Below are 22,829 nucleotides of genomic sequence, written 5' to 3'. Positions count from 1 at the left end.
GCATGGCCGCCTACGACTATATCCACGACGGCACGGCGATCTACGAGCGCTCCTTTGCCATTATCCGCGCCGAGGCGGACCTGTCGCGCTTCTCGGACGCCGAGGCCGATGTCGCCATCCGCATGATCCATGCCTGCGGCCAGGTCGAAGCCGCCAAGAATTTTGTCTTCTCCAGCGATTTCGTTGCCGCCGCCCGCAAGGCTCTGGCGGCCGGCGCGCCTATCTTCTGTGACGCGGAAATGGTCTCGCATGGGGTCACCCGCGCCCGGCTGCCGGCCGGCAACGAGGTGATCTGCACGCTGCGCGACCCGCGCACGCACGACATCGCCAAGGCGATCGGCAACACCCGCTCGGCTGCCGCCATCGACCTGTGGGGCGAGCGCATGGCGGGTTCGGTCGTCGCCATCGGCAATGCGCCGACCGCGCTGTTCTATCTCCTGGAAAAACTGCGTGATGGCGCGCCGAAGCCGGCGGCCATCATCGGCATGCCTGTGGGCTTCGTCGGCGCCGCCGAATCGAAGGATGCGCTGGCCGAGAATTCCTATGGCGTGCCCTATGCCGTTGTGCGCGGCCGGCTTGGCGGCAGCGCGATGACCGCCGCCGCGCTCAATTCGCTGGCGAGGCCCGGCCTGTGAACGCGCTTCCAAAAGGCCGTCTCGTCGGCGTCGGTACCGGTCCCGGCGACCCCGAATTGTTGACGCTTAAGGCCGCGAGGGCCTTGGCCGAGGCCGATGTGGTGGCCTATTTCGCCAAGCGCGGCAACAACAGCAATGCCCGCGCCATCGTCGAGGCGCGCTTCCGGCCGGACATGTTGGAGCTGCCGCTGCTCTATCCCGTCACCACCGAAATCGACAAGGATCACGACGACTACCGCGCGCAGATCACTGGTTTCTACGAAGAGTCGGCCGAAAAAGTCGCCGAACACCTCGAAGCCGGCAAAATGGTTGCCGTCCTGTCCGAAGGCGACCCGCTTTTCTACGGCTCCTACATGCATCTGCATGTGCGCCTCGCTCATCGTTTCCCCACGGAAGTCATCCCCGGCGTCACCGCAATGTCCGGCTGCTGGTCGCAGACCGGTGTGCCGATCGTCCAGGGCGATGACGTGCTGACGGTTTTGCCCGGCACGATGAGCGAGTTCGAGCTGACCCGCCGGCTGGCCGACACCGACGCCGCCGTCATCATGAAGGTCGGCCGCAATCTGCCCAAGATCAGGCGGGCGCTGGAAGCCGCCGGCAAGCTGACACGCGCCGTCTATGTCGAGCGCGGCACCATGGCCGGCAGTGTCTCGATGAAGCTTGCCGACAAACAGGACGACAAGGCGCCCTACTTCGCCATCATATTGGTCGCCGGCTGGTCCGGCCGGCCTGGCGCGCTGGGGGCACAGGCATGAGCGGCCGTCTCACCGTCATCGGCCTTGGGCCCGGCAATGCCGATCAGGTCACCCCTGAAGCCAGCCGCGCCGTCGCCGAGGCGAAATTCTTCTATGGCTACAAGCCCTATCTCGACCGGCTGGATCTGCGCCCGGACCAGACCCGCGTCGCCTCCGACAACCGCGAGGAACTCGCCCGCTCCAGGGATGCCTTGATCAAGGCCGCCGAGGGCCATGACGTTGCCGTGGTTTCCGGCGGCGATCCCGGCGTGTTTGCCATGGCGGCCGCCGTCTGCGAGGCGATCGAGGCAGGGCCGGCCGAATGGCGCGCGGTCGATGTCGCGGTCGTGCCCGGCATCACCGCCATGCTCGCCGTTGCCGCCCGCATTGGCGCCCCGCTCGGCCATGATTTCTGCGCCATTTCGCTGTCCGACAATCTGAAGCCGTGGGAGCTGATCGAACTGCGCCTCCTGGCGGCAGCCGGCGCCGGCTTCGTCATCGCGCTCTACAATCCGATCAGCAAGGCCCGTCCCTGGCAGCTTGGCCGCGCCTTCGAATGCCTGACCGCGATCCTGCCCGGCACCACGCCTGTGATTTTCGGCCGCGCCGCCGGCCGTCCGGACGAACGCATCGAGGTCTACCTTTTGGCCGATGTCGACGCGCAGAAGGCCGACATGGCGACCTGCATCATCATCGGCTCGCCGGAAACTCGCATCATCAAGCGCGGCGACAGGCCGGCGCTGGTCTACACGCCGCGCTCGGCAGCGGGCTCGACAAAATGATCGATCATCGCGGCGAGCTCATCGACGGTTTCAGCCGAAGGCACCTCCGGCAGATCAGGCCTGCGCACCATGATCACCTCGATGCCAAGCACTCGCGCGGCGGCAATCTTGCCGTAGGTGGCAGCGCCGCCGCTGTTCTTGGAGACGACGACGTCGATGCGATGCTTTTCGAGCAGCGCGCGCTCGTCCGGCTCGTGGAACGGGCCCCGCGCCAGCAGATAGTCAGCATCGGGCACAGCCAGCTTCGGCTCGACCGGATCGACGCTGCGGATGAGATAATGGTGCTTGGGTGCGGCTTCGAAAGCGGCAACCTCCTGCCGGCCAAGCGCCAGGAAGACGCGGCGCGGCGCCGGTCCAAGCGCCTGCGCGGCATCGCCGGTTGTATCGACCTCCGTCCAGCGGTCGCCTTCGACGGGCTCCCAGCCGGGACGGCGCAGGGCAAGGATCGGCACGCCGGTCAGCCGCGCGGCTTGCGCGGCATTGACGGAGATTCGCGCCGCATAGGGATGCGTGGCGTCGATCAGCAAGTCGGCGCCGGTCTGCCTGAGATAGGCGGCCAGACCATCGGCGCCGCCAAAGCCTCCGCTTCGCACGGGGACGCCTTGCGCGACCGGGCTTTCGGTGCGGCCGGCCAGCGACAGCGTAACCGAGGCGCGTACCGCCAGTCTGCTCGCCAGTTGCCGGGCTTCCGTGGTGCCGCCGAGGATCAGAATGCGGTGGGTCATCATGCCTGCTGAAAGTTCGCGCGGCGCCAGACCGAAATGGCTGACGGTGATCGGCATCGGCGAGGACGGTTTAGCGGGTCTCGGCGACGAGGCCAAGCAGCGGATTGCCAGAGCCGAATTCATCTTCGGCGGCAAGCGGCATCTGGCCCTTGTCGCGTCCTTCGCCAAGGGCAAGCCCTGCCCCTGGCCGGTCCCTTTCGATGCGGGAATGAGCGAGGTGCTGGCGCTTGCCGGCAGGAACGTCTGCGTGCTCGCCTCTGGCGATCCTTTTTTCCACGGCGTCGGCGCCACCCTCGCCCGCAAGGTCGAGCCACGGGATATGCATGTCATTCCCGCGCCATCGGCCATTTCGCTGGCCACCGCCCGTCTTGGCTGGGCGCTGCAGGATATCGAGACCGTCTCGCTGCATGGCCGGCCGCTCGACCTGCTTCGCCCGTTGCTGCAGCCAAACGCACGCATCCTGGCGCTGACATCGGATGGTGAAGCGCCGGCGGCAATTGCCCGCCTGCTCACCGAACTCGATTTCGGCGCCTCGCGGCTGACGGTTCTGGAGGCTCTTGGCGGTCCGAAGAGGACAAGCGCTCCGCCCGCGCCGATGCTTTCGACCTCGCAAACATCAATCCGCTCAACGTGCTGGCCATCGAAATTGATTCGAATCCGCAAGCCCGTGTCCTGCCGCTGACGGTTGGTCTCGCCGATCATCTGTTCGACCATGACGGCCAGATCACCAAACGCGAAATTCGCGCCATTACCCTGTCGTCGCTGGCACCGAGGCGCGGCGAATTGCTGTGGGACATCGGCGCCGGCTCGGGCTCGATAGGCATCGAGTGGATGCTCGCCCACCCCTTGATGCGCACGATTGCCATCGAGGCCGACCCGAGCCGCGCCGCCCGCATCCACCGCAACGCCACCGCCTGTGGCGTTCCCGGACTGGTGGTGGTGGAAGGCAGCGCCCCAAAGGCAGTTGCCGGGCTGGACACGCCGGATGCGATCTTCATCGGCGGTGGCGGCAGCGACACCGGGGTGTTGAAGGTCGCCATCAAGGCACTGCGCCCTGGTGGCCGCTTGGTCGCCAATGCGGTGACGCTGGAGATGGAAGCCCTGCTTCTCGCTCAGCACATAAAACTGGGCGGCGATCTTACCCGGATAAACATTTCGCGCGCCTCGCCGGTCGGCTCAATGCAGGCCTTGCGGCCTGCCATGCCGGTCACCCAATGGAGCTGGGTGAAGCCATGATCGTCGCGGGCATCGGCAGCCGAAAAGGCGTTGGCGTTGAAGACGTGCTTGCCGCGATTGAAACCGCTCTTGAAGCGCACGGGCTGGCCATGACGGCGCTGTCTGCATTGGCCACCGCCGCGCTCAAGAAGGATGAAGACGCGATCGCCGCCGCTGGCCGCACGCTGAACCTTCCGGTCATCATCGTCGACGAAGCGGCACTTCAGGCCGCCGCGCCGGGAACGCTCAGCAGGTCCAGCCTCTCGCAGGAAGTCGCCGGCACGCCCTCGGTTTCCGAAGCGTCGGCCCTTGCCGTTGCCGGGGCCGGCGCCAGGCTGCTCGGCCCTCGCACCGTGCTCGGCCCGGTCACATGCGCCATCGCCATCAGCGGAGACGCGCCATGACTGTTCATTTCATCGGCGCTGGTCCAGGTGCCGCCGACCTCATCACGCTGCGCGGCGCGAAGCTCCTGGCAAGCTGTCCGGTCTGCCTGCATGCCGGCTCGATCGTTGCGCCTGAATTGCTGCAGCATTGCGCGCCGGGCACGAAACTTATCGACACCGCGCCTATGTCGCTCGACGAGATCGAGGCGGCCTATGTCGAGGCCCACAAGGCAGGCTACGATGTCGCGCGCCTGCATTCCGGCGACCTGTCGGTGTGGAGCGCGGTGGCCGAGCAGATCCGTCGGCTGGAAAGGCACGGCATCCCCTACACGCTGACACCAGGCGTTCCCTCCTTCGCCGCCGCGGCGGCCGCACTGCGCCGCGAGCTGACCATTCCCGAAGTCGCGCAAAGCCTGGTGCTGACCCGCGTCTCGGGCCGCGCGTCAAAAATGCCGCCCGGCGAAACGCTGGCCGGCTTCGGCCGCACCGGCGCCACGCTTGCCATTCATCTTGCCATCCACGCTATCGACCGCGTCGTCAGCGAGCTGACGCCGCATTATGGCGGCGATTGTCCGGTGGCGATCGTCTTTCGCGCCTCCTGGCCGGATGAGCGCTTGCTGACCGGAACGCTGGCGACCATCGAGGCACAGCTTGCCGCCGATCCGATGGAGCGCACCGCGATCATCTTCGTCGGCCGCTCGCTGGCGGCGGAAGGCTTTGGCGAGAGTTCATTGTACGACGCCCACTACCAACGGCGTTTTCGCGGACGGGACGGATTGTGAGCGGCAACACCAAAAACAACGGCGAAAACGCCACGCTCGAACAGGCGCTCGCCCGTCTGAACTTCAAGCCGCGCCGGCTGGAGCCGGGCCATGTCTGGCTGGCCGGCGCCGGCCCCGGCGACCCCGGCTGCCTGACGTTGGAAGTGCTGGCGGCTTTGGCCGAGGCGGATGCGCTGGTCTATGACGCGCTGGTCTCGCCCGATGTCGTCGCTGTTGCCGCGAACGCCGAGCTTTTCTTTGCCGGCAAGCGTGGCGGAAGACCGTCGATGAAGCAGGACGACATCACCGCTCTGCTGGTGCGGCTGGCGCGCGAAGGCCGCCGTGTCGTCCGGCTCAAGGGCGGCGATCCCTATATTTTCGGCCGTGGCGGCGAAGAAGCCTTGGCGCTGGCGCGTGAAAACATTCCGTTCCGCGTGCTGCCGGGCCTGACATCCGGCCTCAGCGCGCTCGCCGCCACCGGCATCCCGGCCACCATGCGCGGCATCAACAAGGCGGTGATCCTGGCGACCGGCCACGCCGCCGGCACCGACGACGACATCGACTGGGCGGCGGTCGCCCGAACCGGTCAGCCTGTCGTCGTCTATATGGGCATGGCCAATCTGCCGCTCATCGCAGCAGCTCTGCTCGATGGCGGGCTGGCGCCGTCGACACCGGCGGCGGTGATCGTCGCCGCCACCACGCCGCAGGAACGAACCGTCGTCGCCACGCTCGCCACCATTGCCGAGGAAGCCGCCGCCGCAGGGCTGACCTCGCCGGCGCTGATCGTCGTCGGCGGCATCGTCGCCATGCGCGCGGCATTGACGGGGCAAGCATGACCGCCCGCGCGATCATCATCGGCGCGCCGCGCTCTGGCTCGGGCAAGACCAGCGTCACCATCGGCATTTTGCGCGCGCTCACCCGGCGCGGCCTTAAAGTGCGCGGCGCCAAATCCGGCCCCGACTATATCGATCCCGGTTTCCACACCGCCGCCACCGGCCTGTCCGGCGTCAACCTCGACAGCTGGGCGATGCCACCGTCGCTGCTCAATGCGCTCGCCGCGCAACAGGCCGACGACACCGATTTCGTCATCCTCGAAAGCGCCATGGGCCTGTTCGACGGCATTCCGGCCGCGCCGGGGCGAACCGGCTCGGCCGCGGATCTCGCCCGGCTCTACGGCCTGCCGGTCCTGTTGGTGCTCGATGTGTCCGGCCAGTCGACCACGGCGGCCGCTGTCGCCAAGGGTTTTGCCACCTACGATCCAGATGTGCGCATGGCCGGCGTCGTGCTCAACCGGCTGGGCAGCGAGCGCCACCGGCGCCTGTCCGGTGATGCGATTGAAGCGATTGGCCTGCCCGTCGTCGGCGCCATTTTACGCGACCCTACCCTGAACCTGCCTGAGCGGCATCTCGGCCTCGTCCAGGCCGGCGAGTATGATGATCTGATGGCGCATCTCGACAGGCTGGCGGACATGGCGGAGAAATCGCTCGATCTCGACGCCGTGATGAGGCTGGCAACGCCCCTTACCCCGGCGGCTGGCGGCTTCGGCGATGCGCTGCAGCCGCCCGGTCAACGCATCGCGCTGGCCGAGGATGCCGCCTTCACCTTCCTCTATCCGCATGTTGCCGCCTGTTGGCGCAAGGCCGGCGCGGAAATCGTCCCGTTCTCGCCGCTTGCCGATGAGGCTCCTGACGACAGCTGCGATGTCTGCTGGCTGCCCGGCGGCTATCCCGAGCTTCATGCCGGAAAGCTCGCCGCCGCCGAGACCTTCAAAGCCGGCATGTCAAGATTTGCGGCGACGAAGCCGGTGCATGGCGAGTGCGGCGGCTTCATGGTGCTTGGTGAAGCGCTGGAGGATGCTTCCGGCGAGACGCACCGCATGCTCGGCCTGCTCGGCCATGCCACCAGCTTCGCCAAGAGAAAAATGAACCTCGGCTACCGCGAGGCGCGGCTGCGCGCCGATTGCCCGCTGGGGGCTCAAGGCGCGCGGATCCGCGGCCATGAGTTCCACTATGCGCAGATGACGTCCACCGGCAATGACGAGCCGCTGGCCGACCTCGCCGATGGCCAGGGCAATCCAATCGGGGCCTCCGGCTACCGGCGCGGCCATGTCAGCGGCACCTTCTTCCATGCGATAGCGAGGGCCGGCGCATGAAGCTCCCGAATTTGACCCTTTCGCCACGGCAAATCCTCGACGACATCGCGCTCTGCCTGGTCTTCTTCACCCGCCTGCCCCTGCCCGATCTCGACTTTCGCGGCCGCAGCCTCGCCGCCGCGATCTGGGCCGCACCGGTCGCTGGCCTCGTCGTCGGTCTGATCGGCGCCATCATCTTCGCCACGGCGGAACGGTTTGGCCTTGCCATGGGCCCGGCAGCAGCCCTTGCCCTTGTCTCGACCGTGCTCACCACCGGCTGCCTGCACGAGGATGGACTGTCGGATGTCGCCGACGGCTTTGGCGGCGGCAAATCGCGCGGCCGCAAGCTCGACATCATGCGCGACAGCCGCATTGGCGCCTATGGCGCCATGGCGCTCGCCTTGTCGCTGCTGATCCGCTGGAACGTGCTTTCCGAGCTAGTGGATCCCACTCAGGCTCTCTTTGCCCTTGTTGCCGCACATGCGGCCTCGCGCGGCGTGCTGGGCGCCTTCATGCACCTCTTGCCCCCGGCGCGCTCGGACGGCCTCTCGGCCGGCGCCGGCGCCGTCTCGCTTGAAACCGCGATCGCCGGCGCAGTGCTCGGCGCGATCCCGCTGCTCCTGCTCGGGGTCGGTGGCGCCGTCGCCGCGCTGATCTTGCTTGGCCTGTTCTTTGCCGCTTTCCATGCCCTTTGCCTCAACCAGATCGGTGGCCAGACCGGCGACACGATCGGCGCCTTGCAGCAGGTCAGCGAAATCGCGGTGCTGCTCGTCGCTTCCGTAGCCCTCTCTTGATCCCCCTTGGCCTGATTCCCTTCTGGAGACCTTGCCCCCATGCCCTTCAAATCCCTCGATGAACTGCGCGCCGCCTGCCTCGACCTGCCCGCCGGCAGCGATGCCGCCGCAAAGGCCGTTGCCAGCCGCCAGGACACGCTGACCAAGCCACAAGGCAGCCTCGGCCGGCTGGAGACCATCGCCGCCTGGCTGGCACGCTGGCAGGGCCGCGACATGCCGAAACTCGACAGGGTCAAGGTTTTCGTCTTCGCCGGCAACCATGGCGTTACCGCGCAAGGCGTGTCGGCCTTCCCCTCGGAAGTCACCGTGCAGATGGTGGCGAATTTCGCCGGCGGCGGTGCCGCCATCAACCAGCTCGCCCGCATCGCCGGCGCCGAACTCGACGTCATCCCGCTCGACCTCGATCATCCCACGGGCGACTTCACGCAAGTGCCGGCAATGGACGAGAAAGCTTTTCTCGCTGCTGTCTCTGCTGGCCATGACGCGGTGACGAAAGATCTCGACCTGATCTGCTTCGGCGAAATGGGCATCGGCAACACCACGCCGGCGGCTGCCATTTCAGCAGCGCTGTTCGGCGGCGGTGCCGAAAAATGGACAGGACGCGGCACCGGCGTCGACGATGCCGGCCTGAAGCGCAAGGTGGTCGCCATCGAAGCCGGCCTCAAGCGCCATGCCGCCGCCCTCGCCGACCCGCTGGGCGTTGCCGCTTCACTCGGCGGCCGCGAACTCGCCGCCATCTTCGGCGCCACGCTGGCCGCCCGCCATCTCGGCATACCCGTGCTGCTCGACGGCTTCGTCTGCACCGCCGCCGCAGCCCCGCTGGCAAGGCTGCATCCGACCGGCCTCGCCCATACCATCGCCGCCCATGTCTCCGCCGAATCGGGCCATCGTGGCCTGCTCGAAGCGCTCGGCCTGCCGCCGCTGCTCGATCTCGGCATGCGGCTCGGCGAAGGCTCCGGCGCCTGCCTCGCCGTCAACATCGTCCGCTCGGCGTTGGAGTGCCATGCGAGGATGGCGAGCTTTGCCGAGGCTGGCGTGTCGGAGAAGTAGGTTCGCAACGCCCGGATCACACCCGATGAATGAGCCCTCGCAGATATTCGGAGACCCCAAACAGGGTCTTCGGGACATTTATGCGCAGATTGTCAGAGATTTCGATCGAAAGATCGGAGCTTTTGCGGGCCTGAAATACAACTCACCATGGATATTGGCTACGGAGGATTGGGCGGAACGCTCGGGCCACACGGTCGAAGAACTGCGAGAGATGATTTCTCAATGGCGAATTTCGATCAGATTCGACCAACCGGATCCGAAAACCGTCCAGACTTTTGAAGATCTCCGCAACGCTGCGGAAGAGTGGAGAGCTGAAACCGGCTACAGTGATCCGCCTACCCATCTAACTCCTGAAATGACAAAATTCCCCAATCGCAAGGAACTGAAAGCCCATACCCTTAAGACATGGAGCGCTCTGGGGTTGGCAAGGCAATGGCATAACTATGATGCCACAGACCTCAGTTTTGGCGGAGCTTTTGAAGACAGATTTGGTCACAATGTTTCGGTCACCATGACCTTCAAGCTTGGATATGGCGGGCCGGTTTGGCTGTATTTTCGCTTTCCCTATTACGAGCTTGGCGAGCCCACGTCTTTTGAACTCCTTATGCTCTCGGGTTGGGGAATAAATCGGGCGCTTAAGTTGCCGGAAGCTCCCGAGTTGCAATGGACGGTCGGCAAAAGCAAGACGGACTTTGGAGCTGTCGACGGCGTCATCGCCATAACCCAGGCGATTCTCACTTATCTGCGACCAACTGTGCAATAGCAGTCGAACGGTACTGCCGCCGGACGGCAGCGAAACGTCCCACTTTCAGGGTCTTTCCACCAACTCTTCTAGGAATTTGGTGGGTGCGCACAGGATTGAACTGTGGACCCGCTGATTAAGAGTCAGCTGCTCTACCAACTGAGCTACGCACCCACTCGGCCGGCAAAAACCGGCGTTGGCGGGCATATAGCCGCCACCATCGGTCATGTCTAGCCCTGCCGGAATCATTTCCCGACAAATCGCTGAAGTGCCGCACGTCTCAAACGAATAGCTTGCCTTCCGCCACCTTCACCGCATGGCCGCCGATGCGCGCCGAGGCCAGTTTTCCGCCTTGCACCGTCAGTTCGAGGCGGATGCGCGACGGCCGTCCCATCTCCAGCCCCTGCTCGATCCACAGCTGTGAAACGCCATCCGTCGGACCGTCGAAATGCATGATGGCGCCGGCAAAGGCCGCTGCCGCCGAGCCCGTCGCCGGGTCTTCATAGGAAGGCGTGCCGGGCACGATCATCCGCACATGGAAAGCGCTTTCGTGGTTCACCGTCTCGCGGCAATAGACATAGGGGCTGGCAAAGGCCCACTCGCTCTTGCGCGGCGCCAGTTCCGACCAGGCCTGGTTGTCCAGCCGGATGCGGGCCGCCGCTTCGAGATTGGCGACCGGGATCGTCACGTAGGGCACGCCCGCAGACCAGAAGGCGACGCGGTGATTCTCGAAACCGATCTCATGCGGCGCCAGGCCAAGGGCGGCACCAATCGCCTGCGGATCGGCGGACAGTTCCAGCGGCTCCGGCAATTTGGCGAGATCGAACTCGGCGAAGGTGGCGCCATCATGCGTGCTGACGGCGCAGCGCACCGGGCCGATATTTTCTTCCAGCACGAAGATGCCGGCGCTGCCCTCCCCGGAGAGTTCCGCAAGCGCGATTGCCGAACCCACCGTTGGATGGCCCGCGAACGGCATTTCATAGTCGGGCGTGAAGATGCGGATACGGTTTTTATGCTTGGGATTGTCCGGCGGCAGCACAAAGACCGATTCGGACAGGTTGAATTCGCGCGCGATGGCCAGCATCGCGGCCGTGTCCAGACCTTTGCAATCCAACACCACCGCCAGCGGGTTGCCGGCCAGTCGCTCGGTCGTAAACACATCGTAAAGTAAGTAATTCCGCGTTTGCATTCCTGCCTCAATCCCAACATGGGCGAAATTTAATTTGATATTCGGACCATCAAGCCTGATCTGTGAACAGATAGGGACATTGCGCATCATAGGGGTCCAGCGTGGACCAGATTGTCAATCTGCCAAAGACGGAATCGGATTCCGCCATCGAGACGGCGCTTGGGCTCGATAAAAAGGGGCGAAGCAAGTCGCGCCGGCGTGGCTGGCTCTATGCATTGCTGACCCTGCTCGTGCTTGCCGCCGGTCTTGGCCTCTATCAATGGTATGCGGGCGCGCCCGCCAAGATTGATTACACCACCGTGCCGGCCGCCAAGGCCGACCTCACGGTCCAAGTGTCGGCGACGGGTACGCTGCAGCCGCTCACCCAGGTCGACATTTCCAGCCAGCTCTCCGGCATCATACGCTCGGTCTCGGTCAATGAGAACCAACAGGTGAAGAAGGGCGACGTGCTGGCTGCCCTCGACACCGCCAAGCTGCAGGTCCAGATCGAGCGCGCCGAGGCTTCCGCCAAAGGCGCGGCCGCCAATGTCGAGGACGCCACGGTGACGCTCGCCGAGAACGAGAGCGCGCTGGTGCGCGCCGCCGCCTTGACCAAGCGTGGCATGGCGACGGACCAGTCGCTCGAGGCGGCAACCGCGACGCGCGACCGCGCCAAGGCGGCGCTCGACAGCGCGCAAGCAAATCTCGCCATCGCCAATGCCGATCTGAAATCGCAGCAGACCGACCTTGCCAACAGCACCATCTACGCGCCGATCGACGGCATCGTGCTGACGCGCTCGGTCGACCCCGGCCAAACGGTCGCCTCCTCGCTGCAGGCGCCGGTGCTGTTCATTATCGCCGCGGATTTGCGGAACATGGAACTGGTCGCGGCGGTCGACGAGGCCGACATCGGCGCCGTCAAGTCGGGCCAGCATGCCCGCTTCACGGTCGATGCCTTCCCGGACCGGCCGTTCAATGCCGAGATCCGCGACATCTCCTATGCCTCGGTCACCACGGACGGCGTCGTCACCTACAATGCGCGGCTCGAAGTCGACAACAACGAGCTGCTGCTGCGCCCCGGCATGACCGCCACAGTCTCGGTCGTCACAAGACAGGCCAAGGATGTGCTCACCGTGCCCGCCTCCGCCTTCCGCTATCGCCCGGCGCAGCAAGCAGCGCGCGCGTGGAGCTTCAGCGACCTGTTCACCGGCCGTATGGGCCGTCCCGGCGGCAATCGCCAGCGTCAGGCCGCAACGGCCCCCACCGACGGCTCGCGCACGCTCTATGTGCTGGAGAATGGCCGGCCGCATCCGGTCAACGTCAAGGTCGGCTCGACCGATGGCGAACTGACCGAGATCACCTCCGGCCTGGAAGAAGGCGCGCAGGTCATCACGGCCTCGCAGCCGCGGAGCTGATTCCGTGGCCGCCGGCGCGCCCCTCATCACCTTCGACAAGGTCTGGAAAAGCTACGGCCAGGGCGAGGCCCGGGTGCATGCATTGGCCGGCGTCGACCTTGCCATCAAGCGCGGCGAGTTCGTCGCCATCATGGGCCCGTCCGGCTCGGGCAAGTCGACGGCAATGAACATCATCGGCTGCCTCGACACGCCGACGGCCGGAACCTATTCCTTCATGGGCGTCGACGCCGGCCGGCTCGACCGCAACCGCCGCGCCATGCTGCGCAACCTCTATGTCGGCTTCGTCTTCCAGGGCTACAATCTGCTGGCGCGCACCACCGCGGCGGAGAACGTCGAGCTGCCGCTGATCTATCGTGGCGTGGCCGCCCGCGAGCGCCGCGACCTTGCCATGCAGGCGCTGGCCCAGGTCGGGCTTGTCGGCCGCGAGCACCACACGCCGGCCGAACTCTCCGGCGGCCAGCAGCAGCGCGTGGCGATCGCGCGTGCCATCGTCACCAGGCCGACGCTGCTCGTCGCCGACGAGCCGACCGGCAATCTCGACACCGCCCGCACGCATGAGATCATGGAGCTGCTGACAAAGCTCAACAAGGAGCTCGGCCTGACCATCGCCATGGTCACGCATGAGGCCGACGTCGCCGGTTACGCCGAGCGCACCATCCGCTTCCTCGACGGCCACGTCGCCTCCGACACCATGAAGGTAGAGCTGGCATGATCTGGGAAACCGTCCGCCTCTCGCTGCGCTCGATTCGCCGCAACGTGCTGCGCTCGTTCCTGACGCTGCTCGGCATCGTCATCGGCGTCGCCGCCGTCATCGCCATGCTGACCATCGGCTCCGGCACCACGCAAAAGGTCAAGGCCGACATTTCCAAACTCGGCAGCAATCTGCTGGTCGTCCGGTCAGGCCGCCCGGCCGGTCCCGGCGGCCCTGGCGGGCTCGACCAGGTGGTGCGTCCGCTGGCCGAAAAGGACCTGGAAGCACTTGTCGCGCATCTGACCGGCGCGCGTGCCATCTCGCCAGCCTCGCAAAAGCAGGTGCGGGTCATCTTCGGCACAGAAAGCCTGACATCGGGCGTCACCGGCACCGACAGCGCCTATCTCGATGCACGCGACTGGAAGCTGGTTTCGGGCCGGCCGTTCAGCGATTCCGAAACCCGCTCGGGCACCGGCGTCTGCCTGATCGGCGAGACCGTGCGGCAGCAATTCTTCGGCGCCGGCGATCCCGAAGGCGAGATCATCCGCGTCAACCGCACCTCCTGCAAGATCATCGGCCTGCTCGAGCCCAAGGGCTATACCGGCTTCGGCCAGGACCAGGACAATGTCGTCTTGATGCCGCTGCATGCCTATCAGCGCCGCATCGCCGGCAACCGCGACATCGACAACATCTACATCGCCGCCGACGACAGCACGCCGACCAGCGAGTTGCAGCCGCGCGTCGAGGACATTTTGCGCGATGCGCGCCGCATGACGCCCGACCGCGAAAGCGATTTCGCCATCCGCGACATGACCCAGATCGCCGACGCCATGGCCAGCGCCACCACCACCATGACCGGCATGCTGGGCGCGGTCGCCGGCGTCAGCCTCCTGGTCGGCGGCATCGGCATCATGAACATCATGCTGGTCTCGGTCACCGAACGCACCCGCGAGATCGGCATCAGGCTGGCCATCGGCGCGCATGAAAAGCACATCCTCATCCAGTTCCTGGTCGAGGCGACGGTGCTGTCGCTGCTTGGCGGCATTATCGGCATCCTGATCGGGCTGGCGTTGGCCGGCCTTGCCTCAGCGACGCTGACGATACCCTTCGCGCCAAGCCCTGCCGTCATTCTGCTAGCGGTCGGCTTTTCCGCCCTGATCGGCATGGTGTTCGGCTTCTTCCCCGCCCTGCGCGGCGCCAGGCTCGATCCGATCGACGCGCTGCGGCACGAATAGAGCGGCGGATCAAAATCTTCGGCGTTGCCGACCTGCCGAGCTTCACCCGCCGCGGCACAGCGCCCATCGGGGCTCGAGCCCTCGTGAATGTTGAACACGCAGCGATAAACCCGCTCGCGGCGATTTGAGGGAGTCAGACGTCACCCCTCGTAGAGTCGATCCATATCACTGCCGGAAAATAAATATATTCGTCGTTCTCCAAGAAAATTCTAACCATCCCTCTCCAATTGTGCTGCGGAAGGGAGAATTCCTCACCATCGACGCCATGGACTACCGGCGTACTTTCGAGATACTCGCTGTTTTTATTGCTCATCGACCATGCGGGAGAATCGGAACAATAGCCAAAGCCCCGGTATTTGCCGCCTTCGATGTGCAGTTCGCTGATGAGGACAGGTCCCCGGCCTGAAAATACAGGAGACGCCTCCGTCGGCTTTGTCGGCCATTTGTCGGAGGAGAGCGGGCTGGAGACGGGGTAATAGGCCGCCGGGTAACTGAAACCGAGCCCTCGAACTCCGCGTTTGGGAATTCCGAGGCTCGGCATGCGCTCAGGATCCATGTATGATGAGAAACTGCGCCCTACGCCACCGTCATCGCGCTGCAGGAGCTTTTGCACGACAAGCGTAAGTGCAGGGGTCTCATCGGCGCCCGAAAGGCCCCAATAGCGTGGCGAGCCAGGCGGCCGAAGTTTCGCGAAATATGGCTTCACCTCGTCTGGCAGGCGAAACCGCTCCGAAGCCCAGCAGTTTCGCGCGAAGGTTGGCCAGACCCGCTTCAGGCCCATCGCTTCGACGACGTTTGGCGGCTGAATCGAGTGATACTGCTCACGCGATATCAGATTGGGCGGCCCGTTCTTTCGGAACTCCTCGAACTCGGACCGCGTGGCCTTCTGCACCGTCGCCTTGCCGAAATGCATCTGTGATAACGGGCTGTCATAGGCATCGTCCGAAAGGTAGGCGACGCCAAAATTCAACTTCTCGGCGTTGTCATAGACGATCAGAAGCGGCGTGAAGTCCTCAGGATATTTATAGTCCCCGTGGCGGGCGCCTTACAAGCATTGGGCACCCGCACCACGAGCCCCTTGCCATCACTCATGCGCCGACCATAGACGGTCGGCACCAGCCCGACCTCATGCGTTCCCGAGCCGTCCTTGTAGCCGATGTCGACAACGTTGCAGCCGACGACGATATCGAAATGCTGTGGCTCGCCACGATAGGTCACGTCGACCTTCAGGCGAAAATAGGTGCCGCGATCGACATAGACGGTTTTTGTGAAGGACCAGCGACCGGTCAGAAGCTGACCGCTCGTCGTCAAGGTCGCCCAGAGGACGCCAAGCACGACAAGACCACCAAAGACTAAAGTAGGCTTTCGCAAAGCAACCCTCGCAAGCGCCGCATGATTCGCTATAGTTCGCCTCTTCGCGTTAATTCCCTGTGATCAGCATTGCTAAAATGTGGCGAGGCCGCATCCATGGTCTGTCACAACAGACCCTGCAATGCTAGTGCCTTGGCAAAGGTGGAGGGTCAACGGATGAGCAAGAAGGCACGCGTAATCCTGGCGATGATCATCATCGAGGCCTTCCTTGCAGGCATCTGGTGGTATCTCGCCCGTTACGGCATGGCCAATCCCGACCGCGTCACCGCAGATTTCCAGGCGGTCGTTGGCCAGACCATGGGAATGGCCATGGGTGGGTTGCTGGGCATCGGCTTTATCCTGTTCTTCGTCGCCGCCCGCAATGATCGCAAGGCGGCGCAGGACAAGGCGCTCCGTTAATCCTTGCTCGCAAAATGCCACTCGACCAGTGGCTTCATGTGTGGCGACAGTCCCTCCGGCAGGTCGGCGGCATGGCGGATGATCACCGGCCCTTCGATCTCCGGATCGGTCTCGGTGGCGACGAAAGCTGAGATTCGGCGGGCGATCTCATCGGCCGGCGCTGGCTCGTGATAGCGGCGGAAGATCACCGTGCCGCTGTTCGTCGACAAAGCATGGTAGCGTTCGCCCCGTTGGGCATCCGACAGGTCGAGGCCGGTCTCTTCGCGCACCTCGCGGATCATGTTGAAATCGACATCGACCAGACCGTCGCGGAAATCGACGGGTTCGAAGGAGCCCGCGGCGAAATAGACGCGGCCGGCATTGACCGTTCGCGGTCCCATGCGGATCGCCACCAGCGCATTGTCGCCGGCGACCAGCATGGCATGGGCATAGGCGTGCTCGGCGCCGGAATTCTCGCGCCGCTTCCGCCACAGCATGAAGGTGGAGTAGTTGACCGCGTGACAGCGGCCAATCAGGCGGTTGTCGCGCCAGGCAAGTTGCGACAGCAGCACCACCGTGCCGTCGAACAGTGCCGGATTGGCCGCAATCTCGCGCTGCCAGTTCTCGGCGATCGCCGCTGCATTATCCCTGGCGAAAGGATGCGGGCCGGGATCGAGCCGGACGTCGATGGCATCGACCGGCAGGATGACATTGCGCGGCAGGTCGAAACTCATGCCTATCAAACCATATCCAGCGTGATCACCACCGGGCAATGGTCCGACGCTTTCGGCCGGTCCCAGCCGGCGCGCGGAAAACGCTCGACTTCCTGGCCGGCCGGAAAGATCGTGCGCCAGGGCTGGCCTTTGCGGATGATGTCGGGAACGGCGGTAGCATTCCTCGCAGCAAGTCCCTTGGACAGCAGGATATAGTCGAGCTGGCAGAGATGCCGCTCTTCAGGCCCGCGTGTATGATAGAAGGTCCAGCGGTTCATTTCCGGCCGCCGCTCGACGACGTTCTCGCAGAAGCCGCCAGCCGTCAGCACGTTGATGCAGGACTGGTTCTCGTCGACCACCTCGAAACGATAGCCGTCGACATCGTCGCCCGCGATCTTCACGCGCTGGCGGTAATCGTTCATGTCGCCGCAGATCGCCCAGCGCTTGTCGGCGGCGTGATCCGCACCGAAACGCTCCTCGATGATCCGGCGTACCGCTAGCGCCTCCGCCATGCGCACCGGCATCGTCGCCTCGCGCCCATCGAGCCCGTTGCGTGGCGAGCCCATCGACTTGAAATGCACGAGATAGAGCGTCAGCGGCACGCCACCGACGATGAGGTCGACTTCCAGGCAGTCGCGCCGGAAAATGCGTTCATTGGCCTGGTTGCCGAGCGCCGCCAGTTCCGGCGTGTGCAGCCCGAACTGCTCGTAGGTGACGTAGGCGTGGCTGGTCATGCGCACGAATTCGATCGGCTGGCCCTGCGCGGTCTCGTTGCGCATCATCACCGCGACATCGATGCCGCGCGAATCATTGCCGGACGTGGTGTATTTCTGGCGGTAGCCCTGCCCCACCATCTTGAACAGATAACCATATTCGAAGGCCTTCAACGCCTCGATATTGTCGACCTCCTGCATGCAAATGATGTCGGCCCGGGTGGCGGCGATCGCCAGCGCCGTCAGTTGGCGCGCGTCGTCGGATTGGGCGATGGCGCGGGCCTGCTCCAGCATCTTGTATTCGGCCTCGCTCTGGATATCGAAGAGCGCCAGCGTCCGGTCCTCGTTGAGCTGGTTGCGATAACCGGAAAAATCGAACCTGTTCATCAGGTTCTCGACATTGAAGGTGGCAAGGCGCAGCGACATGCCCCGACCTTTGCCTGCAAGTGCCGGAGAAAACAAGATCGCAGGACCACAAGCCAAGATCGACTGGTCCTGGAGGCATTCGCGCCATGGTTGACGGAACCTTTCCGTTCATCCGCCGTTCAGACGCAAAGATCCACAGTAGGCCCATTCCCAGGGTAGGCGTGGGGCCTGTATCTCTTGGAGAGTGCAATGAATTCGCTCTTTTCTTCGACCATCAAGTCCGGGCTGATTGCGCTCGGCATTGTCTCCGGCATCACGGCACCGTCCGCCGCCGGACCGATCCTGCAGCCGGACCTGTCGATTCCGACCAGCACCGCTGCGCCGACCGTCATGCCGGTCCGCGACGACTGGGCGGGCGGTAACGACCGCCAACTCAACAACGACAACGACTGGAGATGGCGCCGTCATGACGGCGGTCGCAATTGGAACCGTGGCAACTGGAACCGCGATAACTGGGACGGCGGAAACTGGAACCGGCGGAAACTGGAACCGTGGAAACTGGGACCGTGGAAACTGGAACAGCGGCGATGACTGGCGTTGGCGCCGCCATCACCATCGCCGCTATTATGATGACGATGCGGGTGCCGCGATCCTTGGCCTTGGCCTGGGGCTCGGCCTCGGCAGCATGTACAACAACTACAATTACTACGATGCGCCGCGGCCGCGCCGCTACTACCGCGCCGGTCGGCTTTCCAACGCCCATGTCCAGTGGTGCTATAGCAGGTACCGGTCGTATCGTGCCTGGGACAACACGTTCCAGCCCTATGGCGGCCCGCGTCAGCAATGCTGGTCGCCCTATAGCTGAGCAGCGCTGGTTGACGATTACCCATGCGGCGCCGCGCATCGCGGCGCCGTTTTTGTGCACGGGCAAGGCGGAGCCGAAGCCTCACTGGCACGACCGCGGAACAAAACCGCGAACACAGTGACGTGCAGCACGCGGCCACGATCGTTCAGCTGGAGTGATCCTGCTGCGCCCTCGCGGACAGCTGCTTCAACACGTCAAGGAAGACGTTGAATCGCTCCTCACCGATCTCCTCCTCCCATTCCGCGTGCAACCGCCGCAGGCAAGAAAAATCGTCTCGACAAGCTGCCATCCACGCGCGCTCAGGTAGATGAGGCGCCGATCGCTGCCCTCGGGAGAGCGCCGCTCGATATAGCCGAGCTCCTCGAGCTGGATGAGGAGGTAGTTGATCGCCTGCCTCGACATTCGCTTCTGGCGAGCCAGTTCCGACGGCCTTACGCCATCCGGAAGGGGATAGGAGAACACGGCGAAGTGAGCGTCCTGGAAGTCGGTGAAGCCGGCGGCATGAATGGCCTCGTGCATCTGGTTGCGAACGTGCTGCCAGGTGATGCGCAGGAGTGCCCCGAAGAAGGGTGGGCGCAGTTCTCTGTCAGGCTCCGACGATTCTGCCGTCTGGCTGGCGGTTGACATTGTTGTAAAGTCCTTTTACAAAAATACGTAAAGCCACTTTACAACAAGGAGCATGTCGATGGAAGCGGGTACTGAGAGCGTCTTGAGGATCGGTGAGCTGGAATTGCGCTTCCTCGTCACCGACAAGGGTGCAACCGTCTTTGAATTCGTCGTCCCGTCCCGCGCCCGGGTACCGGCGCCCCACTACCATCAGGAGGCGGACGAAACGCTGTATGGACTGGAGGGCATTTTGACGATCACCGTCGATGGCCGAAAGCAGGAACTCGTCGCCGGCGATGCTGTCTTCATTCCGCGCGGAAGTGTCCATCACCACGAGAACCTGCACGACGGTGTGTCGCGGACTTTGGCCGTGCTGACGCCTGGGGCCATCGGGCGCCGCTACTTCGACGAGATTGCCGAGGTGATCAATGTTCCAGGCAAGCCTGACCTGGCCAAGGCGACGGAGGTCATGCTGCGCCACGGGCTGGTGCCAGCATAGGTGCCAGCCGAGGCGGCGCCAATCAGTGCCAGTCGCCCTATAGCTGACCGACCGGAAACAACATGCGGAATGAGAAAAGGGCGGCTGGCGCCGCCCTTTCTTTTGGATAAAGCTTGTCTGGACTTCGCTCAGTTCTTGGCCTTGTCGACCAGCTTGTTCTTCGAAATCCACGGCATCATCGCGCGAAGTTTGGCACCAACCTCTTCGATCTGGTGGCTGTCGTTCATGCGACGGATGCCCTTGAAGCGCGACAGGCCGGCGCGGTATTCCTGCATCCATTCCGAGGTGAACTTGCCAGTCTGGATGTCCTTCAGCACGCGCTTCATCTCGGCCTTGGTCTCGGCGGTGATGATGCGCGGTCCCGAGACATATTCGCCCCATTCGGCGGTGTTCGAGATCGAGTAGTTCATGTTGGCGATGCCGCCTTCATAGATCAGGTCGACGATCAGCTTGACCTCGTGCAGGCACTCGAAATAGGCCATTTCGGGCGCGTAGCCGGCTTCCACCAGCGTCTCGAAACCGGCGCGGATCAGTTCGACCAGGCCGCCGCAGAGCACAACCTGCTCGCCGAACAGGTCGGTCTCGCATTCCTCGCGGAAGTTGGTCTCGATGATGCCCGAACGGCCGCCGCCGACGCCGCAGGCGTAGGACAGCGCCAGGTCGAGCGCGTTGCCCGAAGCGTCCTGGTTGACGGCGACCAGGCACGGCACGCCGCCGCCCTTCTGGTATTCGCCGCGCACCGTGTGACCCGGGCCCTTCGGCGCGATCATGACGACGTCGACGGTCGACTTCGGCTCGATCAGGCCGAAATGCACGTTGAGGCCGTGCGCGAAGGCGATCGCCGCACCATCGCGGATGTTCGGCGCGATCTCGTTCTTGTAGATGTCGGCCTGCAATTCATCGGGCGTTGCCATCATCATCAGGTCGGCCCATTTGGCGGCGTCGGCGACGCTCATCACCTTGAGCCCGTCGGCCTCGACCTTCTTGGCGGTCGCCGAGCCGGCCTTGAGGCCGATGGCGATTTCCTTGGCGCCGGAATCCTTAAGGTTGAGCGCGTGCGCCCTGCCCTGGCTGCCATAGCCGATGATGGCGACCTTCTTGCCCTTGATCAGGTTGAGATCGGCATCACGATCGTAATAGACGCGCATTTTTACTTCCTTCCCGTTTCTAAGATCAGAGGCCCTGCGGCCCGGTTTTTGCTCCGAAAAGAGCGAGAAACTGCTGCGTCGCGCGCACGGCATCGCCGCCGATCGTCGCCTCAGTCAATTCCAGCCGGTCGCCGAGCAACAGACGGATCTGCACGTCGCGGGCAACCAGCCCGAAAAAGGTGCGGAACGCCGTCTCGGCGTCCGCGAAGTCGAGAAGCCCGGCCTGGCGCCCGGCCTCGAGCACCGGCTTCAGCCGCCTGGCCAGCGCGAAGCGGCCATTCTCCAGCACGACCGCGCCGAGATTATCCTTGCCCGAGCCAGCATGCCCGACCGCCACCCGGTTGAGCGCGATCGAGGTATCGCTGGAGATCACTTTCAGCCAGTCGGATGCAAAACGTTCCAGGCTTGCCGTCAGCGAGGCAAGGTCGAGCCCCTTGCCGTCAACCGGCGCCACACGCACCTTGGAGGCCTGCCACTGCACGGTTGCCGTCAACAGCCCGTCGCGGTCACCAAACCATTTGTAGAGGGTTTCCTTGGAGCAGCTCGCCCGCCGCGCCACGGCGGTCATGGTCAGCTGATCGCCCTCCTCGACCAGCAGCCGCAGCGCCGCATCCAGAACGGCCTTCTGCCGCTCCGTCAGCCCCTGGCTGTTGTCGATGTCGGCGTTTGCCAGCAACACGCTCTGTTCCCGTTTGAAGGCCGAGGCCGTTGGCCACCCAAAATCCGTACCGTACGTTACGGTTCGGCATATTGCCCAATCCAATGACAGGCGCAAGAGGGAAAAGTAGAAATATTCGCCTGCAAACAGCGACGCTGCGCAATGGCCGCTTGGTGTTGGCCAGCCTCAATCGCCGGCCGGCGGATGGCGCAGCCGGCCAAGCAGCGCCGACAGCGTGTTCAGCTCCTCCGGCGAAAGCCTAGCGCCAACCAGTTCGGCGATCGACCGTCCGTAGATGGCCCACATCCGCCGACGCGTCTCTCGCCCTTTGGCCGTGATGCGGATGGTCTGGCCGCGACCATCATCGGCCACCGGCAGTTTTTCGACCAGCCCGTCGGCCTCGAGCCGGGCCAGCAAGCGCGAGATGTTGTACTGCGCAAACAAAGTGCGCTCGATCAGTTGAAACGGCCGCAAGCCGCCCTCGCCCGCCTCGGCGAGCTCGTGCAGCACATCGTACCAGGCAAGCGGCGGCAGGCCGCCCTCCTTCAGCGCGTCCTCGGCACTCTCCACCAGCTGGCGCGACACGCGCATCAGGCGAGCCCAGGCCTTGATGGCTTCCGGCGAAGGCGTGGCTCTCTCGGTCATGACCTACCCTAGGCGATAGATGCAGATGCATCAAGCTTGACGATCAATGCATTAGCATCTACATACATGCAATTGCATCGATATTAAAAAGGCAAATCCCATGAAACACGAAATCTGCAAGGTCGCCGACGTCCCTGAGACGGGCAGCTTGATTGCTCCGTTCTTCGGCCGGGAGGTCCATGTCTGGCGCAGCGGCGAACGCATCCGCGCCGCAGCCAATGTCTGCCTGCATTTCGGTGGACCGCTCGACTGCAGGGATGGCAGGCTGGTCTGCCAATGGCACGGCGCAGCCTTCGACATGGCATCAGGCGATCGCCTCGACGGTCCCCCGCCAAAGAATTCCCGCCTGATGTTTCTGTCGACGCGCGTCGAAAACGGTGCGTTGAACTATGTCTGGGGAGAGTGA

General features: G+C 64.2%; 25 protein-coding genes, 1 tRNA gene and 3 pseudogenes. 18 read left to right on the top strand and 11 right to left on the bottom strand.

Going from position 1 to position 22,829, the window contains the following annotated elements:
* Window positions 1-2 precede the first annotated feature (2 nt).
* From AC0V8S_RS18455 to AC0V8S_RS18445, 3 genes are read left to right on the top strand one after another with little or no spacing between them, the layout of a single operon-like run.
* Window positions 3-635 (top strand): precorrin-8X methylmutase, encoded by a 633-nt coding sequence (locus AC0V8S_RS18455; protein WP_475432717.1) that lies wholly within the window; start codon window positions 3-5, stop codon window positions 633-635.
* The gene (locus tag AC0V8S_RS18450; protein WP_475432716.1) at window positions 632-1,390 is read left to right on the top strand and encodes a precorrin-2 C(20)-methyltransferase; all 759 of its coding nucleotides are present in this window, start codon (window positions 632-634) and stop codon (window positions 1,388-1,390) included. Before AC0V8S_RS18455 ends, AC0V8S_RS18450 begins: the two co-directional genes overlap by 4 nt.
* Entirely contained in the window at window positions 1,387-2,151 is a 765-nt protein-coding gene (locus AC0V8S_RS18445) for a precorrin-3B C(17)-methyltransferase (protein WP_475432715.1), read from the top strand. Before AC0V8S_RS18450 ends, AC0V8S_RS18445 begins: the two co-directional genes overlap by 4 nt.
* On the opposite strand, the gene AC0V8S_RS18440 is transcribed toward AC0V8S_RS18445, so the two are convergent.
* Window positions 2,115-2,876 (bottom strand): cobalt-precorrin-6A reductase, encoded by a 762-nt coding sequence (locus tag AC0V8S_RS18440; RefSeq protein ID WP_475432713.1) that lies wholly within the window; start codon window positions 2,874-2,876, stop codon window positions 2,115-2,117. The two genes, AC0V8S_RS18445 and AC0V8S_RS18440, sit on opposite strands and share 37 nt — an antisense overlap.
* Window position 2,877: 1 nt before the next feature.
* Here AC0V8S_RS18440 and cbiE point away from each other — a divergent pair.
* From cbiE to AC0V8S_RS18400, 8 genes and pseudogenes are all read left to right on the top strand, one after another.
* Window positions 2,878-4,112: pseudogene (cbiE, locus tag AC0V8S_RS18435) on the top strand (precorrin-6y C5,15-methyltransferase (decarboxylating) subunit CbiE).
* Window positions 4,109-4,495: a cobalamin biosynthesis protein gene (locus AC0V8S_RS18430; protein WP_475432712.1), complete on the top strand. Its 387-nt coding sequence runs from the start codon at window positions 4,109-4,111 to the stop codon at window positions 4,493-4,495. The pseudogene cbiE and the gene AC0V8S_RS18430 overlap by 4 nt, the downstream one beginning before the upstream one ends.
* Window positions 4,492-5,256 (top strand): precorrin-4 C(11)-methyltransferase, encoded by a 765-nt coding sequence (gene cobM / locus AC0V8S_RS18425; protein ID WP_475432711.1) that lies wholly within the window; start codon window positions 4,492-4,494, stop codon window positions 5,254-5,256. The genes AC0V8S_RS18430 and cobM overlap by 4 nt, the downstream gene beginning before the upstream one ends.
* The gene (cobA, locus tag AC0V8S_RS18420; protein ID WP_475432710.1) at window positions 5,253-6,071 is read left to right on the top strand and encodes a uroporphyrinogen-III C-methyltransferase; all 819 of its coding nucleotides are present in this window, start codon (window positions 5,253-5,255) and stop codon (window positions 6,069-6,071) included. The genes cobM and cobA overlap by 4 nt, the downstream gene beginning before the upstream one ends.
* Entirely contained in the window at window positions 6,068-7,387 is a 1,320-nt protein-coding gene (locus tag AC0V8S_RS18415) for a cobyrinate a,c-diamide synthase (RefSeq protein ID WP_475432709.1), read from the top strand. Before cobA ends, AC0V8S_RS18415 begins: the two co-directional genes overlap by 4 nt.
* Window positions 7,384-8,160, top strand: a complete 777-nt coding sequence (cobS, locus tag AC0V8S_RS18410) for an adenosylcobinamide-GDP ribazoletransferase (protein ID WP_475432708.1) — start codon at window positions 7,384-7,386, stop codon at window positions 8,158-8,160. The genes AC0V8S_RS18415 and cobS overlap by 4 nt, the downstream gene beginning before the upstream one ends.
* A gap of 39 nt (window positions 8,161-8,199) precedes the next feature.
* Window positions 8,200-9,210, top strand: coding sequence for a nicotinate-nucleotide--dimethylbenzimidazole phosphoribosyltransferase (gene cobT, locus AC0V8S_RS18405; RefSeq protein ID WP_475432707.1), 1,011 nt, complete (start codon window positions 8,200-8,202; stop codon window positions 9,208-9,210).
* Window positions 9,211-9,235: 25 nt separating this feature from the next.
* Window positions 9,236-9,973, top strand: a complete 738-nt coding sequence (locus AC0V8S_RS18400) for a hypothetical protein (protein WP_475432706.1) — start codon at window positions 9,236-9,238, stop codon at window positions 9,971-9,973.
* Between the two features lie 77 nt (window positions 9,974-10,050).
* On the opposite strand, the gene AC0V8S_RS18395 is transcribed toward AC0V8S_RS18400, so the two are convergent.
* Window positions 10,051-10,126: transfer RNA gene (locus AC0V8S_RS18395), tRNA-Lys, on the bottom strand.
* A 106-nt stretch (window positions 10,127-10,232) separates the two neighbouring features.
* Window positions 10,233-11,141 carry a PhzF family phenazine biosynthesis protein gene (locus AC0V8S_RS18390; RefSeq protein WP_475432705.1) on the bottom strand — a complete coding sequence of 303 codons (909 nt, stop codon included), beginning with the start codon at window positions 11,139-11,141 and terminating at the stop codon, window positions 10,233-10,235.
* A 101-nt stretch (window positions 11,142-11,242) separates the two neighbouring features.
* On the opposite strand from AC0V8S_RS18390, the gene AC0V8S_RS18385 reads away from it, so the two are divergent.
* The 3 genes from AC0V8S_RS18385 to AC0V8S_RS18375 are packed head-to-tail and all read left to right on the top strand — an operon-like array spanning window position 11,243 to window position 14,461.
* Window positions 11,243-12,535, top strand: a complete 1,293-nt coding sequence (locus AC0V8S_RS18385) for an efflux RND transporter periplasmic adaptor subunit (RefSeq protein ID WP_475432704.1) — start codon at window positions 11,243-11,245, stop codon at window positions 12,533-12,535.
* Window positions 12,536-12,539: 4 nt separating this feature from the next.
* The gene (locus AC0V8S_RS18380) at window positions 12,540-13,247 is read left to right on the top strand and encodes an ABC transporter ATP-binding protein (protein ID WP_475432703.1); all 708 of its coding nucleotides are present in this window, start codon (window positions 12,540-12,542) and stop codon (window positions 13,245-13,247) included.
* The gene (locus tag AC0V8S_RS18375) at window positions 13,244-14,461 is read left to right on the top strand and encodes an ABC transporter permease (RefSeq protein WP_475432702.1); all 1,218 of its coding nucleotides are present in this window, start codon (window positions 13,244-13,246) and stop codon (window positions 14,459-14,461) included. Before AC0V8S_RS18380 ends, AC0V8S_RS18375 begins: the two co-directional genes overlap by 4 nt.
* A gap of 133 nt (window positions 14,462-14,594) precedes the next feature.
* On the opposite strand, the gene AC0V8S_RS18370 is transcribed toward AC0V8S_RS18375, so the two are convergent.
* Together AC0V8S_RS18370 and AC0V8S_RS18365 are read right to left on the bottom strand one after the other, a co-directional pair.
* Window positions 14,595-15,431 (bottom strand): hypothetical protein, encoded by an 837-nt coding sequence (locus AC0V8S_RS18370; RefSeq protein WP_475432701.1) that lies wholly within the window; start codon window positions 15,429-15,431, stop codon window positions 14,595-14,597.
* A gap of 23 nt (window positions 15,432-15,454) precedes the next feature.
* Complete coding sequence (locus AC0V8S_RS18365; RefSeq protein ID WP_475432700.1) at window positions 15,455-15,796, bottom strand: hypothetical protein; 342 nt, start codon at window positions 15,794-15,796, stop codon at window positions 15,455-15,457.
* A gap of 192 nt (window positions 15,797-15,988) precedes the next feature.
* Between AC0V8S_RS18365 and AC0V8S_RS18360 the strand changes: the two genes are divergently transcribed.
* Window positions 15,989-16,231, top strand: coding sequence for a hypothetical protein (locus AC0V8S_RS18360; protein ID WP_475432699.1), 243 nt, complete (start codon window positions 15,989-15,991; stop codon window positions 16,229-16,231).
* Here the strand turns inward: AC0V8S_RS18360 and AC0V8S_RS18355 are convergent.
* Together AC0V8S_RS18355 and AC0V8S_RS18350 are read right to left on the bottom strand one after the other, a co-directional pair.
* Window positions 16,228-16,944 carry a hypothetical protein gene (locus AC0V8S_RS18355; RefSeq protein WP_475432697.1) on the bottom strand — a complete coding sequence of 239 codons (717 nt, stop codon included), beginning with the start codon at window positions 16,942-16,944 and terminating at the stop codon, window positions 16,228-16,230. The two genes, AC0V8S_RS18360 and AC0V8S_RS18355, sit on opposite strands and share 4 nt — an antisense overlap.
* Window positions 16,945-16,949: 5 nt before the next feature.
* Entirely contained in the window at window positions 16,950-18,062 is a 1,113-nt protein-coding gene (locus tag AC0V8S_RS18350) for an endonuclease/exonuclease/phosphatase family protein (protein ID WP_475432695.1), read from the bottom strand.
* Between the two features lie 189 nt (window positions 18,063-18,251).
* On the opposite strand from AC0V8S_RS18350, the pseudogene AC0V8S_RS18345 reads away from it, so the two are divergent.
* Window positions 18,252-18,867, top strand: a pseudogene (locus AC0V8S_RS18345) (BA14K family protein).
* 145 nt (window positions 18,868-19,012) lie between these two features.
* Here AC0V8S_RS18345 and AC0V8S_RS18340 read toward each other — a convergent pair.
* Window positions 19,013-19,494, bottom strand: a pseudogene (locus AC0V8S_RS18340) (MarR family winged helix-turn-helix transcriptional regulator).
* Window positions 19,495-19,552: 58 nt separating this feature from the next.
* Between AC0V8S_RS18340 and AC0V8S_RS18335 the strand changes: the two are divergent.
* On the top strand, window positions 19,553-19,972 hold the full coding sequence (locus tag AC0V8S_RS18335) for a cupin domain-containing protein (RefSeq protein WP_475438653.1): 420 nt from the start codon (window positions 19,553-19,555) through the stop codon (window positions 19,970-19,972).
* A 128-nt stretch (window positions 19,973-20,100) separates the two neighbouring features.
* On the opposite strand, the gene ilvC is transcribed toward AC0V8S_RS18335, so the two are convergent.
* The 3 genes from ilvC to AC0V8S_RS18320 form a co-directional block, all read right to left on the bottom strand.
* On the bottom strand, window positions 20,101-21,120 hold the full coding sequence (gene ilvC, locus AC0V8S_RS18330; protein WP_010910140.1) for a ketol-acid reductoisomerase: 1,020 nt from the start codon (window positions 21,118-21,120) through the stop codon (window positions 20,101-20,103).
* 25 nt (window positions 21,121-21,145) lie between these two features.
* Entirely contained in the window at window positions 21,146-21,799 is a 654-nt protein-coding gene (locus tag AC0V8S_RS18325) for a TetR/AcrR family transcriptional regulator (protein ID WP_475432693.1), read from the bottom strand.
* Between the two features lie 165 nt (window positions 21,800-21,964).
* Complete coding sequence (locus AC0V8S_RS18320; protein WP_475432692.1) at window positions 21,965-22,423, bottom strand: MarR family winged helix-turn-helix transcriptional regulator; 459 nt, start codon at window positions 22,421-22,423, stop codon at window positions 21,965-21,967.
* Window positions 22,424-22,523: 100 nt separating this feature from the next.
* On the opposite strand from AC0V8S_RS18320, the gene AC0V8S_RS18315 reads away from it, so the two are divergent.
* Entirely contained in the window at window positions 22,524-22,829 is a 306-nt protein-coding gene (locus AC0V8S_RS18315; RefSeq protein ID WP_475432691.1) for a Rieske (2Fe-2S) protein, read from the top strand.

It is taken from the genome of Mesorhizobium oxytropidicola (assembly GCF_056174625.1).
The sequence above is the reverse complement of the archived record's forward strand: the minus strand, read 5'-3'. Positions and strand labels throughout refer to the sequence as shown.